21 protein-coding genes are annotated in these 21,209 nt (G+C 65.2%); all 21 read right to left on the bottom strand.

Features of this window, described 5'->3' with window-relative positions:
- Positions 1–20: 20 nt before the first annotated feature.
- Entirely contained in the window at positions 21–4,772 is a 4,752-nt protein-coding gene (locus ABRP17_RS16660) for a host specificity factor TipJ family phage tail protein (protein WP_349984445.1), read from the bottom strand.
- Positions 4,763–5,158, bottom strand: a complete 396-nt coding sequence (locus tag ABRP17_RS16655; RefSeq protein WP_349984446.1) for a peptidoglycan endopeptidase — start codon at positions 5,156–5,158, stop codon at positions 4,763–4,765. The genes ABRP17_RS16660 and ABRP17_RS16655 overlap by 10 nt, the downstream gene beginning before the upstream one ends.
- Positions 5,158–5,619: a DUF1833 family protein gene (locus ABRP17_RS16650; protein ID WP_192094785.1), complete on the bottom strand. Its 462-nt coding sequence runs from the start codon at positions 5,617–5,619 to the stop codon at positions 5,158–5,160. Before ABRP17_RS16650 ends, ABRP17_RS16655 begins: the two co-directional genes overlap by 1 nt.
- Entirely contained in the window at positions 5,616–5,969 is a 354-nt protein-coding gene (locus ABRP17_RS16645) for a hypothetical protein (RefSeq protein WP_349984447.1), read from the bottom strand. The genes ABRP17_RS16650 and ABRP17_RS16645 overlap by 4 nt, the downstream gene beginning before the upstream one ends.
- Positions 5,969–9,328 carry a phage tail length tape measure family protein gene (locus ABRP17_RS16640; protein ID WP_349984448.1) on the bottom strand — a complete coding sequence of 1,120 codons (3,360 nt, stop codon included), beginning with the start codon at positions 9,326–9,328 and terminating at the stop codon, positions 5,969–5,971. The genes ABRP17_RS16645 and ABRP17_RS16640 overlap by 1 nt, the downstream gene beginning before the upstream one ends.
- 2 nt (positions 9,329–9,330) lie before the next feature.
- Entirely contained in the window at positions 9,331–9,645 is a 315-nt protein-coding gene (locus ABRP17_RS16635; RefSeq protein WP_372486827.1) for a hypothetical protein, read from the bottom strand.
- Between the two features lie 28 nt (positions 9,646–9,673).
- Positions 9,674–10,066, bottom strand: coding sequence for a hypothetical protein (locus ABRP17_RS16630; RefSeq protein WP_349984450.1), 393 nt, complete (start codon positions 10,064–10,066; stop codon positions 9,674–9,676).
- 101 nt (positions 10,067–10,167) lie between these two features.
- The gene (locus ABRP17_RS16625; RefSeq protein WP_349984451.1) at positions 10,168–10,626 is read right to left on the bottom strand and encodes a hypothetical protein; all 459 of its coding nucleotides are present in this window, start codon (positions 10,624–10,626) and stop codon (positions 10,168–10,170) included.
- 405 nt (positions 10,627–11,031) lie between these two features.
- Positions 11,032–11,268 carry a hypothetical protein gene (locus ABRP17_RS16620; protein ID WP_349984452.1) on the bottom strand — a complete coding sequence of 79 codons (237 nt, stop codon included), beginning with the start codon at positions 11,266–11,268 and terminating at the stop codon, positions 11,032–11,034.
- A 9-nt stretch (positions 11,269–11,277) separates the two neighbouring features.
- Positions 11,278–11,682: a phage tail terminator-like protein gene (locus ABRP17_RS16615; protein WP_349984453.1), complete on the bottom strand. Its 405-nt coding sequence runs from the start codon at positions 11,680–11,682 to the stop codon at positions 11,278–11,280.
- On the bottom strand, positions 11,679–12,104 hold the full coding sequence (locus ABRP17_RS16610; protein ID WP_349984454.1) for a hypothetical protein: 426 nt from the start codon (positions 12,102–12,104) through the stop codon (positions 11,679–11,681). The genes ABRP17_RS16615 and ABRP17_RS16610 overlap by 4 nt, the downstream gene beginning before the upstream one ends.
- Positions 12,085–13,176, bottom strand: a complete 1,092-nt coding sequence (locus tag ABRP17_RS16605) for a phage minor head protein (RefSeq protein ID WP_349984455.1) — start codon at positions 13,174–13,176, stop codon at positions 12,085–12,087. The genes ABRP17_RS16610 and ABRP17_RS16605 overlap by 20 nt, the downstream gene beginning before the upstream one ends.
- The gene (locus ABRP17_RS16600; protein ID WP_349984456.1) at positions 13,176–13,532 is read right to left on the bottom strand and encodes a hypothetical protein; all 357 of its coding nucleotides are present in this window, start codon (positions 13,530–13,532) and stop codon (positions 13,176–13,178) included. Before ABRP17_RS16600 ends, ABRP17_RS16605 begins: the two co-directional genes overlap by 1 nt.
- Positions 13,529–14,041, bottom strand: coding sequence for a DnaT-like ssDNA-binding protein (locus tag ABRP17_RS16595; protein ID WP_349984457.1), 513 nt, complete (start codon positions 14,039–14,041; stop codon positions 13,529–13,531). Before ABRP17_RS16595 ends, ABRP17_RS16600 begins: the two co-directional genes overlap by 4 nt.
- 2 nt (positions 14,042–14,043) lie before the next feature.
- Positions 14,044–14,676: a hypothetical protein gene (locus ABRP17_RS16590; RefSeq protein WP_349984458.1), complete on the bottom strand. Its 633-nt coding sequence runs from the start codon at positions 14,674–14,676 to the stop codon at positions 14,044–14,046.
- A 45-nt stretch (positions 14,677–14,721) separates the two neighbouring features.
- Positions 14,722–15,660 (bottom strand): major capsid family protein, encoded by a 939-nt coding sequence (locus tag ABRP17_RS16585; protein WP_349984459.1) that lies wholly within the window; start codon positions 15,658–15,660, stop codon positions 14,722–14,724.
- A 13-nt stretch (positions 15,661–15,673) separates the two neighbouring features.
- On the bottom strand, positions 15,674–16,141 hold the full coding sequence (locus tag ABRP17_RS16580; protein ID WP_349984460.1) for a hypothetical protein: 468 nt from the start codon (positions 16,139–16,141) through the stop codon (positions 15,674–15,676).
- 3 nt (positions 16,142–16,144) lie between these two features.
- A complete protein-coding gene (locus ABRP17_RS16575; protein WP_349984461.1) occupies positions 16,145–17,266 on the bottom strand; it encodes a DUF2213 domain-containing protein in 1,122 nt (373 codons plus the stop codon).
- 3 nt (positions 17,267–17,269) lie between these two features.
- Positions 17,270–19,057, bottom strand: a complete 1,788-nt coding sequence (locus ABRP17_RS16570) for an anti-CBASS protein Acb1 family protein (protein ID WP_349984462.1) — start codon at positions 19,055–19,057, stop codon at positions 17,270–17,272.
- The gene (terL, locus tag ABRP17_RS16565) at positions 19,057–20,439 is read right to left on the bottom strand and encodes a phage terminase large subunit (protein WP_349984463.1); all 1,383 of its coding nucleotides are present in this window, start codon (positions 20,437–20,439) and stop codon (positions 19,057–19,059) included. The genes ABRP17_RS16570 and terL overlap by 1 nt, the downstream gene beginning before the upstream one ends.
- On the bottom strand, positions 20,436–21,056 hold the full coding sequence (locus ABRP17_RS16560) for a hypothetical protein (protein ID WP_349984464.1): 621 nt from the start codon (positions 21,054–21,056) through the stop codon (positions 20,436–20,438). The genes terL and ABRP17_RS16560 overlap by 4 nt, the downstream gene beginning before the upstream one ends.
- Between the last annotated feature and the right edge of the window lie 153 nt (positions 21,057–21,209).

Raw genomic sequence — 21,209 nt, 5'->3', positions numbered from 1 at the left:
TATTGGCGATACTGGTCGGCTCAGACTTCCGTGGAAGCAATCGTGAGGGACTGCCTTATGGTCTGGCTGTTGAAGCTGCCCGACTGATGAGTGACGTCCTGGGAGGTGAAAGCGACGATCTCTGCGCGGTAAGCGCGTTGAGTTGCACCGTCTGCACTGTCATTGACAGTCAGTGATCCGCTCCATGTCGAAATGGCAATGTCTGGACCATCGAACTCGTTGGTGATGTCCACACCGCCACCACGGGTGAACGACTGCCACAACGTCTCGGCGTGCCCGGTGAGCTGGCGATACACGTTGATCGTGACAGTGTTCTCTCCAGCGCCAGCCACGAACCCAGCTGCTCCCATGTCCTGCTTAATGCGGACGTGGCGGCGGCTGAAGCTGATCACCACATTCTTGTTGCGCCCGTTGGTATCGAACGGCCCATTAAGTAGGCTGGTGCCGATGGTCTGCGTCGAGGTGTTCTCTACCGCGTTGAGCAACACACCCGCCGAAAGAGTCCCGCCGAAGTAAGCACTCCCGGCGCGATCCGCCCACAGATTCGCCATCGCCTTCGTCGTCTGGCTGGCACCAACATTCGGGCCGGTAAACAGCATCAAGTCGTTCTCAGCACCGAAGCCCGCACCGAACACCGCCTGCGTCGGACCTGCCCAGGCACGCATGAAGCCGTCCCTGAACTCGATACCATCCTGGCCGTCCGGAGAAGCGATCTCGAAGATGTCGCTCTGGAAGCGCGTTTGAACGATCTGGCCGTTGTTGCTGATCGTCATACCGCCGATAAGCGGCACGCCGTCCGGGCCGATCCCGATCAGGCGCAGGTAGGCTCGTGACTCGACCTCCGCCACCCCCATCTCATTGACCGTTACACGGGCATCAAGCCCGCTTATAGCCTCGGCCACGACGCCATTCACCTCGGCCCTCACGGCCTCCAGGCGCTCTGACAGCGCGCGAATGCCACCCTCACCGTCAAAGACCTCTGTGCGCATCAGCTCCAGATTGTTGGCGACGATCTCGACCTCGCCCTGCAGCTCGCTCTGCACCTCAGTTACCCGCTCGGCCAGCGCTCGCTGGTCGTCCGCATAGGCCTCGAAGGTGTCAGTAACGCTGGCCTCGAACTCGCCGAAGTCAGCCACCACCGTATCCACACGCTTTGACACAGCGCGCGTGGAGTCGGCCGCGACCGTCATCACCGTGATCTGGCCAGCGTAAGAGTCCGGATCACCGGCCCCAGTGTCGTCGTCGCCGGCGTGGTCGCCGACTACCTGCGCAGTGAACGAGGTCAGCCGCTGGCCCAGAGCACTCAGGCCATTCTCGTTCTCTTCGACGCGGGCGGTGACCTGCTCCACGTCTTGGACCGATGCCACCGCGCCGTCGCCGGCGGGGAGCCGGACCAAGATTGCATCCAGCCTGGCCGCCTCAGCCTCGATGTCGGAGGCGTTCTGGTGCGCCATGGCTATCGCAGCCGCCAAGGCGTCGCCGACGCTGGCGAACTGCCCCACCAGCTGCCAGTCGTCGGGGCTGGATGAGGGCGGCGCATCGATGTTCGCCCGCAGCGCGCGGTAGAGCCCGTCTTCGTGCTTCACCACCGCGCCGACTTCATAGCTGGTGGCAGGCGCCCATTCCCCTGCCCCGACCAGATCCCCAATCACAGCGCTCAGGGCGTCTGCGTGGGCGATGGCCGCGTCGCGGGCGGCGTTGGCCTTGGCAGTAGCGTCGGCAGCCGCCTGCTGCGTTACACGCGTGTCCTCGTTGAAGCGGTCGACCTTCTCTTGCTCCAGATCCAACTGCAACTGGACCAGCTCCGCGACGCTCTGTTCGAAGTCCTCGATGATCTGCCCGAGGTTCGGCTGCAGCGTGACCGTCATCACCCGGGCTACTGTGGACAGCGTCCCAGACGTGTTGCGGCTACGGCAGGCGAAGGTCCACTGCCCTGCCTCGGGCAGAATCGCCTCGAACGCGGAGGCGTGGTAGCCCTCATCACCGAGCGGGGTCATCTGCTCCCACGCCGGGTTGGGGATCGAGCCAGGCACGTACCGGATCTCGACGCCAGCAAAGTTGGCCGACTGGATCGTGTCGCTGAAGAAGCCCCACGTGTACCGCCGCACACCGCCGCTCAGCTGCTCGACGTTGAAGAAGTCCACCGGCACCGGAGGGGCGTCTGCCCCGAGGGTGGTGTAGATTACCGAGGCCGCTACGCCGGCGTTTCCATCCGGACTGCAGGGCCGCACGGTGATCGGGTACGTGCCGGCACCAGGGATACGCCAAGTGGCGGTCCGGGTCACGGTCCTGGCCACTTCCTCCAAAGCCGCATTGCCGTCGATGTCAGACAGCACCACGGTGTCGCCCACCGGGCCGGTGATCGAGAACGTCGCCTGCAGCTCAGTGAACTCAGTGTCTCCCTGCACCACCTGTCGTTCGGTGATCTTGAGGTCGCTGGCCACCGGCCGGGTCTGCAGTAGCGACTCGTTCGGAGACGGGATGTACTCACCGGTGTGAACGTAGTGCCAGAACTCGCGGCTCTCAGCCACGACCTCAACCGCGGCGCCTTTCAGGTCGCTTTCCGGACGAATGCTGGTGACCCGGACGCGCAGGCCCGGCGTCTGCTTGAAGTCATAGATCCATAGCGTGTCCCAAGCCGGGTTGGTTGCGCTGCTGCCAGGAAGCGGCGCATCGGAGGGCCAGTCCACGACCAGCGAAGCGCTGGTGCCCACGAAAGGCTGCACCGTAAGCACCCGGTACACCCGCTCACCCGGAATACGCACGCCCACGTAGGCGTTCCCCTGCGCTGGCGCGGGCACAGGCTCATCAAGGAGCAGTCGCACGCGCCCGTTTACCAAGGTAGCCCCACGAACGCGGCCGCCATAACCCCACTGGGTCAGATCGTGCTGCAGCGCCAGCATCGACATGCGGCTGTACGACAGGTGCTCGATGTCGGTGCTGTAGCTGATCGCCTTGTACTGGTACAGGCTCTGCGCCAGGTGCCAACGCGCCAGCATCGCGGCATGGGCCTCGCTGGTGATGCCCTCACCCGTGACCTGCGCCGGGTTAAGCATCGTGGTGATACCTGGCGCCGGCACGCGCAGGGTCTTGGCCTCCCACGTGGTGCTGTCGAGGTAGGTGTACTCGATACCATCGGCACCGTTGGTCAGGGTGTAGTCAACCTGGAAGGCGCCCTTCTTGATCGTGGCCATATTGACCACGCCGGACAGCGGCTGCTCGTCGGCAGCCCAGCCCACGGACAGGCGCCCACGCGGCCAGCTGATCTGCCCGAAGCCCGCCAAGGCAAGCGCGTCCAGCACCTGCTGATGGCTGCGGACATCGGTGATCCAGTTGTCGTAGGTGAAACCGCTTGCGGCGCAATGGAGCATAAAAGCCTTGAGGCCCTCGATGTCGATCTGCCGCTCCGGCATCGCCATGCCGGCAACAAGGTCTCCGTTTGGTGCGTAGATGCCTCGGGCGTAGGCAAGGATCCATGCGCCCGGGTTGCTGGTGCGCTGAGTGACCCACGCTGAGCCAGTCCAGACAGGGATAGGTATCGAATGGGCGACGCAGCGGATCTCGTCGGGAGCACCGTTGAGCTGGCCGTTCGCCTTCATGGCGATGCCGATGCGCGAGATACCCGCATACGTCGCCGTATCGCGCTGGACGCTTGTCAGCGTGGTCCAGACGAACGAGGCTTCGGCGCCACTGCCATCGGTGTTGTTGCCCGCCACGCGCACGCGCACGTCGTACTGGCCCTCGGCCACGTCGATCGCGTAGCTGGCACGTTGGGACTTGTTGTTGTCGCCTTGGACGTTGAAGGATCCGAATGATTGCCACCCGGCGTTTCCTGCCGGCCGATACTGGATCTGGATCTGCTCTTTGTTGACCTTGTCCTTGCCCTTGGTCGTGCGGTCCCAGATCTGGAACTCGACGCCGACCATCAGGCGGATGGTGCCCGCCGAGCTGGTGCGCTGCACCCACGCGCCGGGCTGATGCTTGGGATCGTTGCCGGTGTCCAGCAGGGTCCCGCCGTCGGTGACGTCCGGGTTGGTGTGGAGCGGGATCTCCTGGCTGGGCATGCCCGGAAAACCGTTGTGCCACACACGCACGCCATCGTAGGAGGAAAGCAGCGCATCGCCGTTGTACAGGGCCTCGACGCTGTGCACGTTGAGGCCGGGCGTCAGCACCATCGAAAGGAACTGGTCGTCACCCTCATACCAGGTGTACGGCGTGCTGATCAGGTCCGGTGCAATGCGCATGGAGCCGATGAGCAGGCCCAGCGGCTCATAGGGCCGCGCACGGTTACGCCCGGCGGCGATGGAATAGGTCGTGGGGGCGGCCGCGCCTGCCTTGGGCTGCTTGGGCTGCAGCACGCGATTGATCAGGACCGAGCCGGCCATGTAGATGCCGGCTGCGGCCACAGATCCGAGCCCATGCACCGCAGCACCAGCACCCCACGTGGCGAGAGTGCCCACGCCGAAGGTGAAATAGGTCAGGGCCAGGGTGGCCACCAACGCCACAGCGGAGCGGCCCACCGCGCCACGGGCCTCGATGACCTGCCCATGCTTGGGGTAGACATAGGGCCACATGTCGCGCGGCACTGCCTTGCCGCCGATCAGCACTACCCAGTCCTGGGCGTCCAGATCGATCACGTGCCGGTGCAGGAACGTGCACAGGGACTCGCCCGGCAGCAGATCGGCGGGCTGGTTTCGCTGGCCATCGACCAACACCGGATGCGGCGTGACGATGAGCCGCCCACCGGCAGCAGGGTTATCCATCAGGCCCATTCGTAGAATCCTTCGATACGCAGGCCAAAGCCCGTCAGGTCACGGACGCGATGCAGCACGCTGCAGCGGCTGCGCTCGTTGCTGTGCAGGACCCAGCCTTCGTGGTCCAGAAAAAAGAAAACCCCGGCATGGCCGGGGTTGCGTTGTCCGAGATCGAACATCAGGACGAGGTCACCGTCGTGGGGCGGTCCCTCGCGGGGTTTGGCATAGGGCTTTGACAGCTCGCCCAACTCCGCTTCACCGCGAGGGCCACGCGGCCGCCGGCTTGGCATTTCCACACACCGCCCGAACAGCTCACGCTGCACCTTCGCCACCAGGTCGGCACAGTCGAACGTGTCGGCGTCGTAGGGGATGCAGGTGAACTGCTCGACGTCGGCCGTGCGCATCAGAAGATCCCTGGAGAGACGTGCGGGTTAAAGCGCAGGCGCACAGCCTGTTGCCGGGTGTAGAAGTCCACACCGCAGCTGGCCCGGGCAGTCTGGGCGTTCACAGAGACCGTCATCATTGGCAAGAAACTTTCCTGCCACACGAAGTTAGGGTCCTCGCGGTCGGTGATGATCATGCGGCACATGACCAGCTCGCCAGGCGCCAGTCGCTCGAGATCCTCCGTTATGGCGCGGCCCACGTTGCTCAGCACCAGCTGTGCCCGCTGCGCCTGCCCTGGCACGTCGTCTGGCATCTTGAAGCCAAACTGCACGCCAACGAAGATCAGACCGTTACTGGTCCAGTCGCGGGTGTCGTTGGCGATTCGCAGGGTCTCTACGAACGACGGAGCGCTCACCTCCAGCAGCATCAGCGTGCCAGCTGTATCTGTGACCCGCTGGCGCCGCTCGAGGAAGGTGCTCATCGGAGATACTCCAACGTCATGGTCCGTTGGGAGAAGAAGAACCTAGGGGCCTGCGGAGACAACATGCCGATGTTGCCGCCGACGATCCTGGCCGTGAGAGGCCCCTTCCGTGGGTGCCTGATGGAGAACCATCCAATGCGCTTGATGTCGTTGAAGTACCAGGCTTCAAAGGAATCTGAGTCCTCCGGCGTCTTGAACAAGACAGTTGCCTGGATCTGGAAGATCACGTCCGAGTTGATGATGCTTTCCTTCGGGACGCCGCGCTCCATCTCAACCCGATCAACCGAGGGGTCGAAGCCCTCGGCCAGGCCACTGAATCGCACCGTGGCATAGCTCGGCCATTCACTCATCAGACCGTCTCCTGCCAACCGTACTTGTTGCGTCCAAGGGATCCGAGATCACCGCCGTCGAGGCTTTCGCCCACGATGTCGATAACCAGTTTCTTCAGCTCGCTGCCGTCGGGCATGCGCTCGGTGGTCTGCCGGGTCTGCACCTGGCCACCTCCGTGGTTGTTGATCTCCACCTTGTAGGATCCGCCCCCGCTCGCAGCACCGCCGGTGGAAGGGGCAGCCGGGATGACCTTGCCGCTGTTCCCCGGGATCAGGTACTGCTTGCCGTTCTGCTCGAGCAGCTCCGGCCGGCCGCCCTCGCCCACTTCGTAGAAGGAGCCGCGGTTGACGCCGCCGCCGCGCGCGCGGCCGCCGCCATAGTTGAGGAAGTTGCCGACGTTGTTGCCAAAGCCGCCCACGGATCCCGCGCCCGTTCCGTTGCCTGTGTAGGTTCCAGCCCCACCGCCGAAGAGGCCGCCGAGTGCGTTGCCGAACAGTCCCAAGGCTGCCTGCTTTGACGCCATGCGTGCCATATCGGCGATCACCGAGTTGGCCAAGTCGCTGAAAGACAGCTTGCCGGTCTTGGCAGCGCGCACCCACATGTCCTCCCACCCCGACAGCGTATTGCTCACGACCGTACCAGCCTGCTCCGACGCATTGGTTGCTGAGGAGACGTAGTCTTCCCAGACCCGCGCAACCCCCGTACGCCAATCGCTGAGCAGCGTCATCCGCTGCTGCTGGTACGAGCGCTCGATACCGAGCGAACGCTCCAAGCTTGCCTGCAGGGCCAGTTGCTGCTGCTGGTAGTCGGCCTGGCTGAGCGCCGTGCTCTTGTCCCGCTGCGCCTTGTCGAGCTTCTCCGTTTCGTCCAGATACTGCCTCTGGATATCCAGCTGGCGCTGCAGCATCGCCGTCGCATCCGCACCGCGCCCCAGGCCCATCAGGTCGACCTGCGACTGCTCCTGGCGCTGCTTCTCCAGCTGCGAGAGACGTTCCGTCAGAGCAATCGATGCCTGCATGCCGCGTTGGCGCTGCATCTCCGCTTGCCCGGCCGCGTCGGTGGCCTGGAGAGTGGGAATCAAGGATTCCAGCAGCTTCCGGGTGGAGGCCGTCATGGTGTTGGTCTTGTCGTCCAGCAGCTGGCGCGTCTGGATCGCGAGGCGGTCACTGGCGGTAACCTTGGTCCCGCTCTCCGCCAGTTGCTCATTGGCGGTTATCTGGCGCTGCACGTTGGCCAGAAGACTCTGGGCCGCGCTGTCGTCCGCGTTCTTGCGACCGATGCCCTCGCTTCGGTTGAACTGCTTGTCGACGTCTCGCTGTGCCTTGGCAATCAGCTGCTGCATAGAACCGTCGAAGTGCCGGGCATCGTTGTCGGCCAGCTGGTTGTATTGGGCAATGATCTTGAGCCGCGCGGCCTCTTTGGCTGTAGCGCGATCAAGGCCGGCGACCTGCGCGTTGATTGCCTCCGCAGCGGACCGCTCGGCTGCCAATCGCTCCTGCCCCAAGGTGGCCAGCTCCCGCGCCGCGCGTGGATCCAGCGAGCCTTCGTCAATGGCAGCTGGCAGAGGTGGCAGCCCACGGATCCGCGAAGACACCCCGTTGAGGGCTTCAGTGAGCGACGGCAGGCCCAGGTTCTTTACCAACGTGCCGCCAACCACGCCGAGGCCAAGCATGTCGCTCAGCCGTGGCAGGCGAGCCAGCACACCCCACTTTCCGGCCAAATCGACAAGCCCGCCGGTGAAGCCGCCCAGTGCCGACCAGGCGCCTCCGATATCGTCCTTGACGTCGCGCCATGCCCTCGACATCCCCGGCATGATTGCCTCGGTCTGATCTGCCACGTTGTCCAAGTGGCTGGCGTAGATCTGAATCGCTTCGTTGGCGGCCTGTTGCGAGCGGCCCTCCTCCTGCAGCGAGGCGATACGTTGGACCTGCGCCAAGGTCAGGAACCGCTCTGCGTCGTTGAGCTTGAGCAGCCCTTCCAATGGCTCCTTGGCGATGGACTGGAAGGCTCCGACCGTGGCCGCAGCCGACCTGCCGGTGGACGCCTCCATCCGCGCGGCAGCAGCCGCGACCAGTTCGAATTGTTCACCGGCGAAGCGCCCGGCTTTGGCCGTTTCAGTCAACGCCGCAGCAGCACCTCCGCGAGAGACACCCTCCAACTGGTCGATGCTCTGCGCCAGAGCCTCGAACCCTGCGGCCCCAATCATCGCGCCGTTGCCGCTGAGGATGAGCTCTTTCTGGTATTCAAAGAGACGGTCCTGGCCCTGCTTCGCCGCAAGTGCCATCGCAGCGAGAGCTGCAGCGCCCACCGTAAGCGGGTTTACGAGCCCCACGATGTAACCGCCCAAAGCGCGCGCCGCAGGGCCAATACCACCGAACTGATCTTTCAGCTGGCCTCCTTGCTGGATGGCCACCATCCACGCTGGCTGGCCGCTGATCAGGCTGGTGGTGATGTCGGTCACCTGCATCGGCAGCATGCGCATGCTCTGCCGAAGCTGGCCAGCGGACAGTGCCATGCCATCCTGCGCATTCGTGTTCTTCAGAACCGCAGCACGCATGCCGTCGATCTTGGACTGGTACTGATCGAACACGTTGGTGTTGATCAGGCCAGCCTTCTGGGCCCGCTCCAGGCGATCCTCCATCGCCGCCAGGCGGTTCAACGCCGCGACGGTCGGGTCGATCTGTCCGAGCAGCTGCTGCAGATTGATCTTCTGCGCATCCGCAGCGGCCGCAGCCTGCCGCTGCCCATTGGCGGCACGGCCCTCAGCCTCTTCCAGCGCGCGCACCCGAGAGACCATGCGCTCCTGCTCGGTCCCAGCAGAGGCCATCGCCCTCTCTTTGTGATCGATTCCCAGCGCTGCGTCACGCGCCGCCTCCGCAAGCGCACGCTCCGACAGGTTCGCTGCCTGGTTGCCTTGGGTCCAAGCCATCGCCTGCTGCGCGACAGCTTTGTACCGTGCCTCCTGCTGGGCGAGCTGCTGTTCGAGCTGCTCGCTCGCGGCGGCCACCTGCGCGGCTGACGTGGCGGCAGCGGATCCGGCTACACCGTAAGCCTGAACCTGCGCGGCGGTGCTGGACAGCTTTCCATCCAATGCCCCCAGCGAGGCGAGCATCTCAGCGTTGGTGCGGTTCAGTGTCTGCAGCTCGGCGATGACGGTGCCGGTGCCAGTACCAATGCGGTCGAGTGCGCCACCCAGCCGATCACCCAGAGCGCTCGAGGAACGCTCGATGGTGCGCGAAAGCGCCTGATAGTCCTTCTCCAAGCGTTCCGCAGCACCACCGGCCTTGTCAGCGGCCGCCGCGTTGTCGTCCAGGGCCTTGGTGCCCTCCAGCAGTCCGCTGGAATCAACCTTGTACCCAAGCTCCGCGATATCAGCCATCTTCACCTGCTCCCGTTCTGCGCATCGAGTGCCCGTTCCCGGGCCGCCGCTTGGTCCTCCCGCACGGCGGCGAGGTACTTGTCATCCATCGCCATGAGCATCCCGACCTCTTGCGGTAGCAGGTCCAGCTGCAGCAGCCGCTGCCAGTCGCCGACGTCGCTGAAGCTCAACGCCTCGGGCCCTGCCCGACGTCGGGCAGACAGGTCCCAGAACCACTCCCAGACGTGGGCGCCCTCCTCGGGCAGGTCCACGTCCGGCGTCGTGATCTCAAAGCGCTCATTGCGCTGCCGCCGGGTTTCGCCCTTTTCGTCCGCCATGTCGTAGCGGACGACGGTGTAGGCAGCTTCAGCCAGCCGGCTCGTCAGCGTGGCGAAAAAACTCGGCACGGTCGCCGAGGGCGATATCGACCTGGTCACTCACCCAGGGGAGCTCCTTGAAGAGGTTGCGCAGTCCCTTTTCGGTGAACTCCGGCTTCTCCCCGTGGAAGGTCAGCTCGCCCTGCCAGTCCCAGCCGCCCACAGAAGCCACCAGCAGGTCGAGGCGCCCGGCCTCCAGCTTCTCAGCGGTGACCTTGCCGCGGCCGAGCATCCGCTCGTTCGTGGCTTTGCGGGAGGCTGCACGGACCTGCGGGTGGCTGTCCGGCAGGATGGTGATGGCCAGGCCGACCGGTTCGTCGGTGGCCGGGTGTTTGATATCGATGCGGCGCTCGGCGGCAACGATGGTGCTCAATTCGCTCATGGCGTGATCCCTGTGAAATCGATCCGGAGAGAGAACCTCGGGGAAGCCGGCCGGATCAGATCCGGCTTGTCAGGCGGCCGCCCTATCCCAGAGGTGTTCGGTTACGGCGCGGGCACTTCCACCGGCACCTGATTCAGGGCCAGCGAGTACACGTGCAGCACGAAGTCCTCGTTGCGGCCGCCGGGCGTACGGGGGCCAGTCACCAGGCCGCGCAGGTATTCGATTTCGCCGCTCGGACGCTCGACCTTGAACGCATAGGCGTCCTGCACGTCGGGCTGGCCAGCGGCGCGCATGGCGATCTGGCCCGGGTCGGCGAGGTCGCGCGCCATCTCCACTTCCGGGTCGCCGGCATTCGAGATGCCTTTGCCCTTCAGGGCGACCGCGGTATCCCAGGTGTCGTAGGTGACGATGTTGGTCGTGATGCCGCGCTCGCCGACATTGCCGACCTTCTTGACCTGGACATAGGTCAAGGCCGCGAACTGGGTTTCGGTGAGGTCCTCGTTCTGGGGCAGGACGCAGATGGAAAGCTTGGAACCGCTATTGGTTTGTGCTTCGGGCATGGCCGAGTCTCCTCGCGATGGGCATAAAAAAACCCGCCACGGGGCGGGGTGTTGGTGAAACAAAAAAGGCCCGCTGCTAGGCGGGCCTGGTAGGGACTTCTCTACGAGCTGTAGGAGCCCTTTACTAGCAAACAACCTTCATTAGGCCACTTGGGATCACAACGAAGTGGTCTCCCGTGTCCAGCAGATGCCACTCGCGAGCAAGACACTCGCTCTTGAGATCGGCGGCGCTAGAGTTTTTATCTACGTCTTTCTTCGCGCGGCGGGTGGGATCCCCACCAAGCGCTGAATCTTGATCAAGCCACTGACGCAGCCATGCATTCATAACGACATTCCCTGTACGCCAGCCACTTGCTAGCCTCAAGCACATCGACCGCAACTCAGGATTCTTGAGTTGCATACGCTCTATTTGGGAGACAGCTTCGCCGCCACCAGCTGCATAGCCTGCGGGCGCGTGAACCCCGCTTCCACGTAGGCCAAGAACTCCGACCGCACGAAGGCGGCCTGCTCCCGGTTGAACGCATCCAGCAAGTGGCGGTTCCTCCGCATGCGATCGATCGCCTCGCGCAGCTGCGCCAGCTCACCCTCAGTTGGCGGGGCGTCACTGCGGACCAAGTGAAGTGCGGGCGGCTTGGGGCTCATGGCCGGATTCTAACCCGACACGAAGCCCCGCCAGGGAATGGTCACCGGATGCATGATCCGCTCGGGGTCCTGGATGATCGAGCTGGTCCACGGCTTCCGGTACACCCGCACCCCTGAGAAGGCAGTGCCCTTGGCGAACGCGGAGATGATCTGGTCGGTGATCTTCGCGCCCACGATGATGCCGGCGCCCGGCCGGTAGCAAGCCGACAGCTGCCCAAACCCCTGCAGCAGCGAGGGACCGTCGTCGCCCATCCCGTAGTTCTGGGTCTGGTTGGGGAACCACTGCAGCTCCAGCCATGCGCCTTGGGCCGGCGGAGTGAAGCCGAGGCCCGGATAGGAGCACGGGAAGCCAGTTGCGGTAGCGAACGCGCCGGCGAGCCCTGCGAAGGCGTCATAGATGGCCGTGTCGCTCATTTGATCCGCTCCTTCACGTCCTTGGCCACCCTGTCCACGATGAAATCCCAGTTCTGCGCAGCGGAGCGCATGAAGCCCTTGCCGGACTGCGCATAGACCCTGCCGAGGCTGTCCTCACCGTAGAAGCCGTGTTCCATACGAAGGGCGTAGGAGGCGGTCCAACCCGCCCACACCGACTGCCCCAGCTCGACGCCTGAGAACACCAGCGAAGGGTCTCCGCCAGCGCCGTCGGGCGGTCCTGCGGTTGATGCCACTGCCGAGTTGCGAAGGAAGCCGGTGGCCACGGGCATCTTGCCCCCCTCGCCCTCCGGCGTGCTCGCATCCTCCATCACCGCCTGCGCCGACTCGCGGAAGATAGCCAACTGGCGCTGCTTGGCCTTCTCGGCGAAGGCCTTCACCTGGTCACCGAACTTGCTGGCCACGCATCACCTCCGCCGTCATGTCGATCCGGTACTGCTTCATGCAGCGGCAGCCGATGGTCTCTTCCGCACCTGCACCGAGCGAGCTGTCACCGGGGTAATTCATCTGGGCGCCGCTGGGCGTTACGAATGGCTCGCCGAACCGGCGCCGCTGGCCGTTCATTGCCGCGTGGCTGTGCCGGGTCTGGCGGTCACCGGTAGCCGACCAGGTGCATGTGAGGTTTTCAGGGGCCAGCTTCCCAGCCTCAACCTGCTGCCGATACGACTCCTCCCGGCCAGCGTTCATTGCGGTGATGGACTCCGTGCGCGCGACCATCTCGCCGCGCAGCGCCAGCAGCCGATCTGCGTAACGTCCTGAGATCTTCTCAATGTCGGCCTGTGACACGGGCTTGCCGGCCGCGATGGCGCGCTTGACAATGCCGTCCAGGCGCTTGTCGCGGCGCTTGCGTCCGAAGTAGGCCGACATCTGACTGGGGTCGCCGCTGGCCAGCTGCGTGCGCACGTTGGCTACGAACTGGCCTTGCTGAGCCGTGAGTCCCACGATACCGCCAGCCCGGCGCCCACTCTCGCCCACTCTTCCAACCAGATCCAGAGCGGTCTGGCGGGGATTACGTCCCACAGCCATGCCCTGCTGCAGCGCGCCCCGCACCAGCGTTCGCTGGTCCTCGATGATGCCGGTGATCAGCTTCGACGAGTTGTCACGAAGCCAGCCCTCGGCGGCTGGGTTGCGCAGGTCGAACGAGGGCCGGAGCGGCGGCGATGCGGAACGGGGCCGATACCGCCCGGTGATGATCGGGTCCAGCGACAGACGGAGCGGCGGCATCTCTACGAGGCCAGCATCAGCGCCCGCTACGAAGGCCTGACGGATCGCCTCTGAGAGTGGCGAGAAGCGCGCAGCGTCCAGCCCCAGTACCTCGAGCACCGTATCCACCTGGCCAGCGCGCAGCAGGTCCGCTACCAAATCCAGCGGCGCCTGCCGTTGCACCTCGATCAGGGCCTGTACGAAGGCACGGCGGATGGCCGGCTCCAGCCGGATGGCCAGCTTCTCGATCTCGCGGGAGGATAGGCTGGCCATCAGCGACGGGCATGAAACTCATAAAGAAGGACCTGCCCACCGGGAGAGAGCGGCTGCAGGTCAATGAAGTTGTAGGGCACGCCCCCCAGCACGATCCGGTCGTCCTTGACCGGCTCGATGTCGATGGCCGTGGAGATCAGTCCCAGCTTGTCGCCCTTCAGCACCAGCGTGGCGTCGCGGTTGGTGAGGCTGTACTCCAGCTCCACCACCGTGCAGACGTGGCTGGTGGGCTGACCAGGCTGGGGGTTATGCGGCGGCCCAGTCGGTGCGCCATCACGCTGCAGCTGCGTCTGGTAGCCGAACTCGGCAATCAGCTCGACCGCCACGGCCCGCATTTCGTCGTAGAAGGCGCTCATACGACCCTCACCGCCGGCATCGACCTCGGCGCGCGCAGGAGCGCCGCGAGGATCTCATCAATGACCGTGATCACCGGTCGCGTCGGAACGCCACCATCAGCGGCCTTGTCGCTGTAGGCGACCTCGATGGGCCCCACCTTCTTGCGGATGGCCAGCGAGCTGGCGACGAAGTCGGGCGAAAGACTGCCCGGCCTCGCCAGTTCCCGCAGCGCAGCCTCATAGGTAGCCTGCAGGACCTCGACTGGCACCTCATCCGCCGGAATGCGGGCACCTTCATTGTCGATCGCATCGGTGCGGGGCCATTCGTTCGGCTGGCCCCGCCCTGCAGTACGCACGCCGGGGAACATCGATGCCCAGCGGCCGGTGGGTAGCAGGATCCGGTATCGACCGTCGATGTAGTCCGTGGCGCGGTTCAGCGCCGCGGTGCGCGCGCCGTCTTCACCCGCACCCCAAGCGGCGTTGCCGCGCGCCTGGTGGTAGGTGTCCGCCCCTTCCAGCGTGCCGTACATGGTCAGCCCTCGCTCTTCTTCTGCGCCTCGGCGATGGCTTCCTGCAGCTTGCCGGTGCCCCAGTGCGAGCCGACGCCGGCGACGCCCAGTTCCTTGGCACGCGCGACCAGCACGGCCTTGTCGCTGACCGGGTCCGGCGCGCCGCCGCCATCCGCACCAGCAGCGCCATCCGCACCAGCAGCGCCGCCCGCGCTTGCAGCGCCGGCAGCAGCAGCGGCCGCGTCGGCACGGGTCTTCGCCTCGGCCTCGGCGATGGCTTCCGACCGCAGCCACTCAACCGCGTCGGCCAGCTTGGCCTCCCGCAGGGTGTCGTCCAATTCGTTCCAACCTTCGATGGACAGGCCGGAAGCGGCATGTGCGTGGCGAACCACGTCGCTGAGCGACACGTATACGTCGCCATCCAGGTGGATGCTTCCGGGCAGCAGGTTGGAGCCCAGCAGACTCGGCGCCGGCGGCGCGGACGCAGTCGCAGCGGCATCCGCACCGAGGGTCAGAATCTTGGCTTTGACCCAGCCCTGCACCACGGCGTTCTTCTTCAGCTGCTCCCAGTTGGCGACCGTCTCTTCGACGCCCGGCGCCAGCACAGTGCCGTCGGGCAGCCCGAGCGGGCCCTTGTGATTGTTGGTGATCTTCATGCTTCGCTCCGGTGAGGCCCCGGCGATCTGCCGGGGCCGTGTGGATCAGATGCCGTCGAGGTAGACGACTTCCTTCGGCAGGCGCACGTCCAGGCCACCCAGACGCATCACGCCCGGGATGTCCCAGCGCAGCGGGCCGCTCTGCCAAGCCGGCAGGAAGCGGTGCGGCATCGGCATGTGCAGCTTCAGCACCTCCGGATCCTTGCGGTAAGCGACCAAGCGAGTGGTGCCGCCGACACCTGCGGTGTCCAAGCCACGCACGCCGCGCACAGTGAGCTGCTGGCCGGTCTGCACGGTGTACAGGTTGTTGGCCAGATACCACTGCATCACGGTCATGTCGCTGTGCTCGCTCATCTTGCGAGTGGCGAGCAGATTGAAGCGGGACCACGGCAGCAGCAGCGTGTCGGCGATGGACGCCGTGTTGGTGCCGTTGAAGACGTTCAGCAGCGCCTGGTTGAGCACGCCCACGATCAGGTTCGTGTCGGTTTCGACGCTCCAGTTGCCGGTCTGCGCGGCAACCGGGGTAACACCATGCGCGTTGTACAGCCCGGTGAAGCCCTTGTCGGCGTCGCCCTGCAGCGCAACGCGGTCGACCATCTCTTCAGATGCCCGGCGCGCCGCGTTGGCGTCGTCACTTTGCAAGTTGATGCCCAGGAGCTGCGCCCGGCCGATCTCTTCCCAGCCGTAGCCGTAGCCGATACCAGCGGTGTGCACGCCAGTCTGGTGCTGCGCACGGTTGGTGCCGGCCTTCGGGATGTCGTCCGCGTTGCCGTTGATCCAGCCGGCCTTGCCGTACTGGTCGGACGAGAAGTAGGTCACCGAGGTGGCGAACTCGCTGCCGGAGGTGTCGACCGGAATCAGGTCTCGGTACTGCACCGACGGGTAGCGGGTACGGTAGACGCCCGGTTCGATGATCGATGCCTGGGCGATGACGAAGCCGAGGGCGGCCTGCGCATCGAACAGGTGCAGGGATTGTCCATTCATTGGTTTTGGCTCCTTAGCCGAGACGGACGACGGCCAGCTGGCCGGCGGCGGTGGTGCTGGTGTCCCAGCGGGCGCCGGAAATGGCGGTGTTGTCAGCCTCGGCGTTGGTGAACGCCCCGGCGTCGGTGAGGTAGACGCCGTCGCCGGCATCGACAGCCACCGCAGCTACGACCCACACGTCGCCCTTCGTACGGATACGCGCCGATTCACCGACGCCGAAAGCATCGATCGCGCGGCCCGTCACCTGGCCTGCGGTAACGCTGAGCCCGGACGCAGAGCGATCCAGCAGCGCGATGCCGACGAAGTTCCCGCCGGCGAAGGGCTTCGCGCTCTTGTCCGAGGCGCCCTGCTCCACCGCCTTGCCGAAGGCGACGGCCGCGCCTTCGATGGTGCGTGAGATTTCGGTCGCCGGCAGCATGGTCGCCGGCGCGCCGGCAATGGCGGCCGGCTGGGTGTCGAGGTAGGTGTTCTGCAGTGCCATGGCTTAGGCCTCCTTGTGGCCGGCGGTGCGGTAATCGAGCCCGGCAACCGAAGCTGCCCAGCCGTTGTCATTGACCGGGGTGCGCTGGACGGCGCCGTCGCGCATCGCCTGCGCCACCGGGTCGCGCGGCTTGGCGCTGTCGGCCAGGATGTCGAAGCGCGCCTCGATGTAGGCATCCGGCTTGCCTGCGATGGCGGCATCGCCCAGCTTGGCGACCACGGCAGCCTTGCGGACTTCGGCATCGGTCTTGCCGCTGTAGTCGGCGTCGTGGATGGCCTTGGCCTTGCCAATCAGGTCGCCGCGCTGCTGCACACGCTGATCCAGCGCCGCGTCGCTCAGCACCTGGCCCTTCAGAGAGTCGATCTCGGCATCGCGCTTGGCGATCTCGGAATCCTTGGCCGCGATGGCCGCCTGATGGGTGTGGTCAGCAGACGCCTGCGCGGTCTGCGCGTCCTTCAGCTGCGCCTGCAGCTTGCCGATGGCCTGTGCGCCGGCGTCGTTGGTCACGACGGACAGCCCATCGACCAGGATGGTCTTGTCGCTCATGGTTGGTTCCTTCTGGTGGTGATGGGGGCCGGGATCCGGAGCACCAGGGGCGCCCCCGTCCCCGATGCGAAACTCGTGGCCAGCCCGGCCGAACCGGACCATAGCCAGATGGTTGTTGCGGATGTTTCGCTGGATGGCGTCGAACGGTTCACCCTCAGGCGTCACCCCGTCAGTCCAGTCAATCTCGGACGAATAGCCCTGCGACAGCTCGCGCTTGCCGGCCTCGTAGTCCGCGATCGCGTCCTGATCCATCAGCACCAGCGGCACGCGCACACGCTTCTGGTCGTGGACCACTTCGTCGCCGGTCTGGCCCACCGCGTACTTCTTCCAGTTCTGCGCGTTCACCTGCTCCGGCGGGTGATCGTTGGTCATCGGCCGGTGGGCGAAGCTGCGCAGGGTGGCGTCGGAGAACACCTCCTCCGGCGGCCGGTAGAGGCGCACGTTCAACAGATCGGGGCGGCCCAGCTCTTCGCCGAGGTACGTCTGGACGCCCGTGCGTGCGACAAATGCGTCGGCCACCAGGTAGCCGTCCGCAGTGCGGCGGACACCCGACAGCGGGACGCGGTCAGTAAGGAACATGGTTCAGTCCTCGCGGAGCTCTTCGAAGATTTCCGGGCCGAGCACGATGCGACCCCGGTACGGCTCGACCTTGGAGAGGTCAATGGGAGCCTTCGTCAGGCTGATGTGCGGCGTGTAGTCCTCGAAGTCGTGAGACCCACCCGCGCGGATGATGCTTTCGTGGCGCCAGACCAGCTGGGAGGAAGCGAACAGGATCACCGCCGACATGCCACCCAGCGGCTCGACTGCGCGCGGACCACCTTCGGGGATCACGAGCTCATCCCTGCCGTCCGAGCCCCAGTCATTGGCATTACCCGCCTTGATCCAGTCGAACGCCTGGCTGGAGTGGACGATGGTGACGTGCAGGTCGTCGCGCAGGTCTGTGATGCCCTGCCCCCTCGCCCAGGCAGCGATCTCGCTGACGTTCTGGACGTCGCGGCGCACATACAGGGAGCGAGGTGCCGCATCGGCAACCGGCGTGGCCGCTGCCCGCCTCTCTTCGTCGTCGTCCGGATCGTCGCCTTCGGGCGCCGACAGCGCGTACTCGGCCATTTCCGATTCCAGACCGGGCGCCACGCCTGCCTCGGTGAGCATGTTCACTGCCACCGTGGTCATCACGTCGTCGGGGATCAGCTTCGTCTCCGCAACGATCTTGATGCTCTCGGCGGTGGTCTTGCCGATGTCGGCCCGCTCCTTGTCGGTGGTCTGCCACAGGCTGCGCCAGTTGTAGAACACCTCTTCCGGACGGGTGCCGAGCGCGGAGCGGATCAGGCATTCGTCCAGGACCTGCAGAGCGGGGCTCAGCACCAGCTCCTGGCCCGAGCTGATCCGGTCGTAGTAGTTCCGAATGTCGTTATCGCCGCTGGCGTTGAGCCCGCCCGGTGACTGACCCAGAAGCCTCGTGATTGGAATATCTGCAGCGCCGGACACGAGCTGCATGAAGGCCAGAAGCACGTCGGTCAGGCCCGAGAAGTTGGCGGTCTTCTGCTCGTAGTCTTCGTCCTTGTCGAGCAACAGGGCGCCATTGATGCCCTTGGCCATCGCTGCCAGCTGGAGCCGCTGCAACACCTGCTGCTCATAGACAGGGTCGGCCAGCATGGCCATGAAGCGCGGGATCTTGATGACGTCGACCTTGGCCTCGAAGACCAGTGACGCGATGTTGCCCGAGGTGCTGTCCGCGTCCTTGATTGCCTTGCTCAAAGCCATCAGGACGGAGTCGCCCCACCCGTCTCCCGCATCCAGCTCCGGATCTGGCTTAGCCGCGCCTTGGAGGATGACCAGGCGGGAGGGGTGTATCCCAACCGTGCCTGCCACGCCGCTGCTGAGGGTGTAGTAGGCGGGCCGCCCGTAGCCTGGCGACTCGGGGTCACGATCAAGCTCACCCGCCTGCAGCACGCGCTTGGACAGCACGTTGAGGTGGCGGATGCCTCCCTTACCTATTGATTCCGGCCTCAAGGGCTTCAAGGGGTCCGAGTCACCCGTTCCGATGTACAGCGCAGCGCCCCCGCCCAGGCGCGCGCGGATCAGTGCGTCCAACAGCTTCTGCTGAACCCCGAGGCGCTTCTCTTCGGCCTCGATAGCGCTGATCTGTTTCTGGTCTGCACTCCATCCGCGCCACTTACGGCAGCTGTCGAGCGCCGGGATTTCAATGATTTTGCGGGCCAGCCACGTCCCACGGTAGGCGTTGGAGCCCTCGTCATCGGTAAAGAGCGGCCGCCCGTAGAAGGACGAGGCCGCCTTGTCACGCGGCGTGCCGAGGTTGCTGACCAGGTTGACGAGGCCGTCCCTGATCTTGGTGGCCACGTTCGCCATTACAGTGCATTCCCAATGTTGTAGGAGCCGGTGGAGAGCTCGTTGAAGGCGCCAGAGGAGGCGTCAACCTGGTCGTCATGGATGCCGGCTTGCTTCGAAGGGAAGACCTCGAGCTCGTCGAAGTAGTCTTTGTTCCAATGCCCTTGGACCACCTCGACATTCCCGACCTGCCATTGAGCCGCGAAGGGCTCGCCACGGGTCTCCTTGTCGCCGGTTTCGCGGACTGCCTTCGCCATCATCCCGGCGAGCTGGATCACCAGGCTTTCGCCTTGGTCCTTGCCGGCTTGTCCGGGATCCTGCGGAACCACCACACGCACGCCGCGCCCGTCCATGAGGGCGGTGTTCTGGATGAGCTGGCGGACTTTCGCGGCCCGCTCCCTCACCCTGACCACGTTGGCGACGACGAATTTGCCGTTGCTGCGCAGCCCCATCAGCACGCCCGCCGTCCAGTCAGGATCGGGGCTCGCTTCACTCGGCTCGGTGGCCGCCAGATCCCATCGGCGCACCCACGCGACGACATCATTCGGCCGGGTCGGTATTACGTCGACGTCTGTCCGGCGGAAGTAGCTCCCGGCCGTCTTGCGCACCTTCCAGTTACCCCCCAGCAGCCGCTCACGCTCTACGCGCGACAGCGCCATGAGGTTGGCAAGGTACTCGGGGTTGGCATCCAGCAGCGCCTTGTTGTCGTAGACGCTAGCTGCGATGAAGGTCGCCGACTTGACGAGGGCTTCGGGGGCTAGGCCGGCTACCGATTTCAGCCCTGCGCGCTCGACTACCTCGGTTGGCGAATCGCCCCACACCACGGAGTCGTTAACCACGGTGAAGTAGCGGACCACGCCGTCCCGGGCCGGGATGGGCAGTCCGCTCTCCTGGTCGATCCACCAGGCGATGAACTCCGCCACCCACGAATCGGCATCGGGGTTGCAGGTGGCCCGCACGTAGGGTTTGACGCCCGACGTGGAACGGTTGCGGCTGAGCATGTAGAAGAACTGGGCACGCGTGAAGTGCGTCAGCTCATCGAAGCAGATCAGCGGGATCTGAGAGCCCTGCCACGCGTTGACGTCCGTGTCGTACTGCAGGTGGCGCATCTGCACCTGAGCGCCGGATGGGAACGTCCATTGCGCGTGCGGCGATGTACGCGGATCAGCCCCCAGCAGCGGGTAGAGCTTCGTTGATTCCGTCCACAGGCCGCCCGGCGCGGTGATCTGCGTGCCGTTGCGCCTGAAGATGACGGCGGAGAACTCGGAGATCTCGGTGTGCCGCATCGTCTCCAACAGCAGGCCGAACGTCTTGCCGCCACCTGCCGCGCCGCCGTAGATGGCGATATCGGCTGGCGTGGACAGGAACCGCTCCTGCGGGCCTTCCTGAGGCCGCAGGCTCATCGCCCGTTGGCGGGCAGGTAGATCGCCACCCCCGTGCCCTGTGGCGACGATGCCGGTTCCTTACCACCTTCGATGCCGTAGGCGTCCCGCTCCATTCCCACCAGCTTGGCCAGCGAGTCGGCCAGGTCCTTCATGGTCTTGGTCCGCCCGGGAAGGCTGGTCACGCCGCGATAGAGCGCTTGGAGCTTCTCCGGGGCTTCGACCAGCTCGTCCAGCCTCTCCACCAATTCAACGTGCCCAGTCTGCGACTCCAACTCCTCGAGCAGCGACATGGCCAAGGCGCGAGCCCGGGCGATGTCCTTGCGGTGGCTGAGCCTGACGTCGGCGATGACCTTCGCGGAGGCCTCCACCAGTATCCGCTCGGATAGCTTGGCCTCGGTGGATACCTCCTTGGATACCTGCTCCTTGGATACCAGGGCATCGGCCTTCGCCTTGATCTTCGCCCCAAGGTCCCGGGTCCAGCTGTCACGCTTGGCGCGCTTGTTGATCGCCCCATGGGTGATCCCATGCTCGGCGGCAATCTCACGCACCGACAGGAGGCCTGCGCGGTAGTCCGCCTCAATGCGCTCCCAATCGATATCGGGCCGGCCGGTCTTGTTGTCGGTCGGCTTGGCCATAGGGCCTCCATAACGCTGAGGGGTCTACGCGGAAATTCCGCAAGTGGTCATCCGAGTTTGGAGGCATCACGATGCCGCCACTCCAACCGGAAACACATGCTCATGTACGCCGATACCGATGCAATCCAGGCAATGACGTACCTCATTGGCGCC

This window comes from Stenotrophomonas sp. WHRI 8082, from assembly GCF_040223995.2.
Lineage (GTDB): Bacteria > Pseudomonadota > Gammaproteobacteria > Xanthomonadales > Xanthomonadaceae > Stenotrophomonas.
The sequence above is the reverse complement of the archived record's forward strand: the minus strand, read 5'-3'. Positions and strand labels throughout refer to the sequence as shown.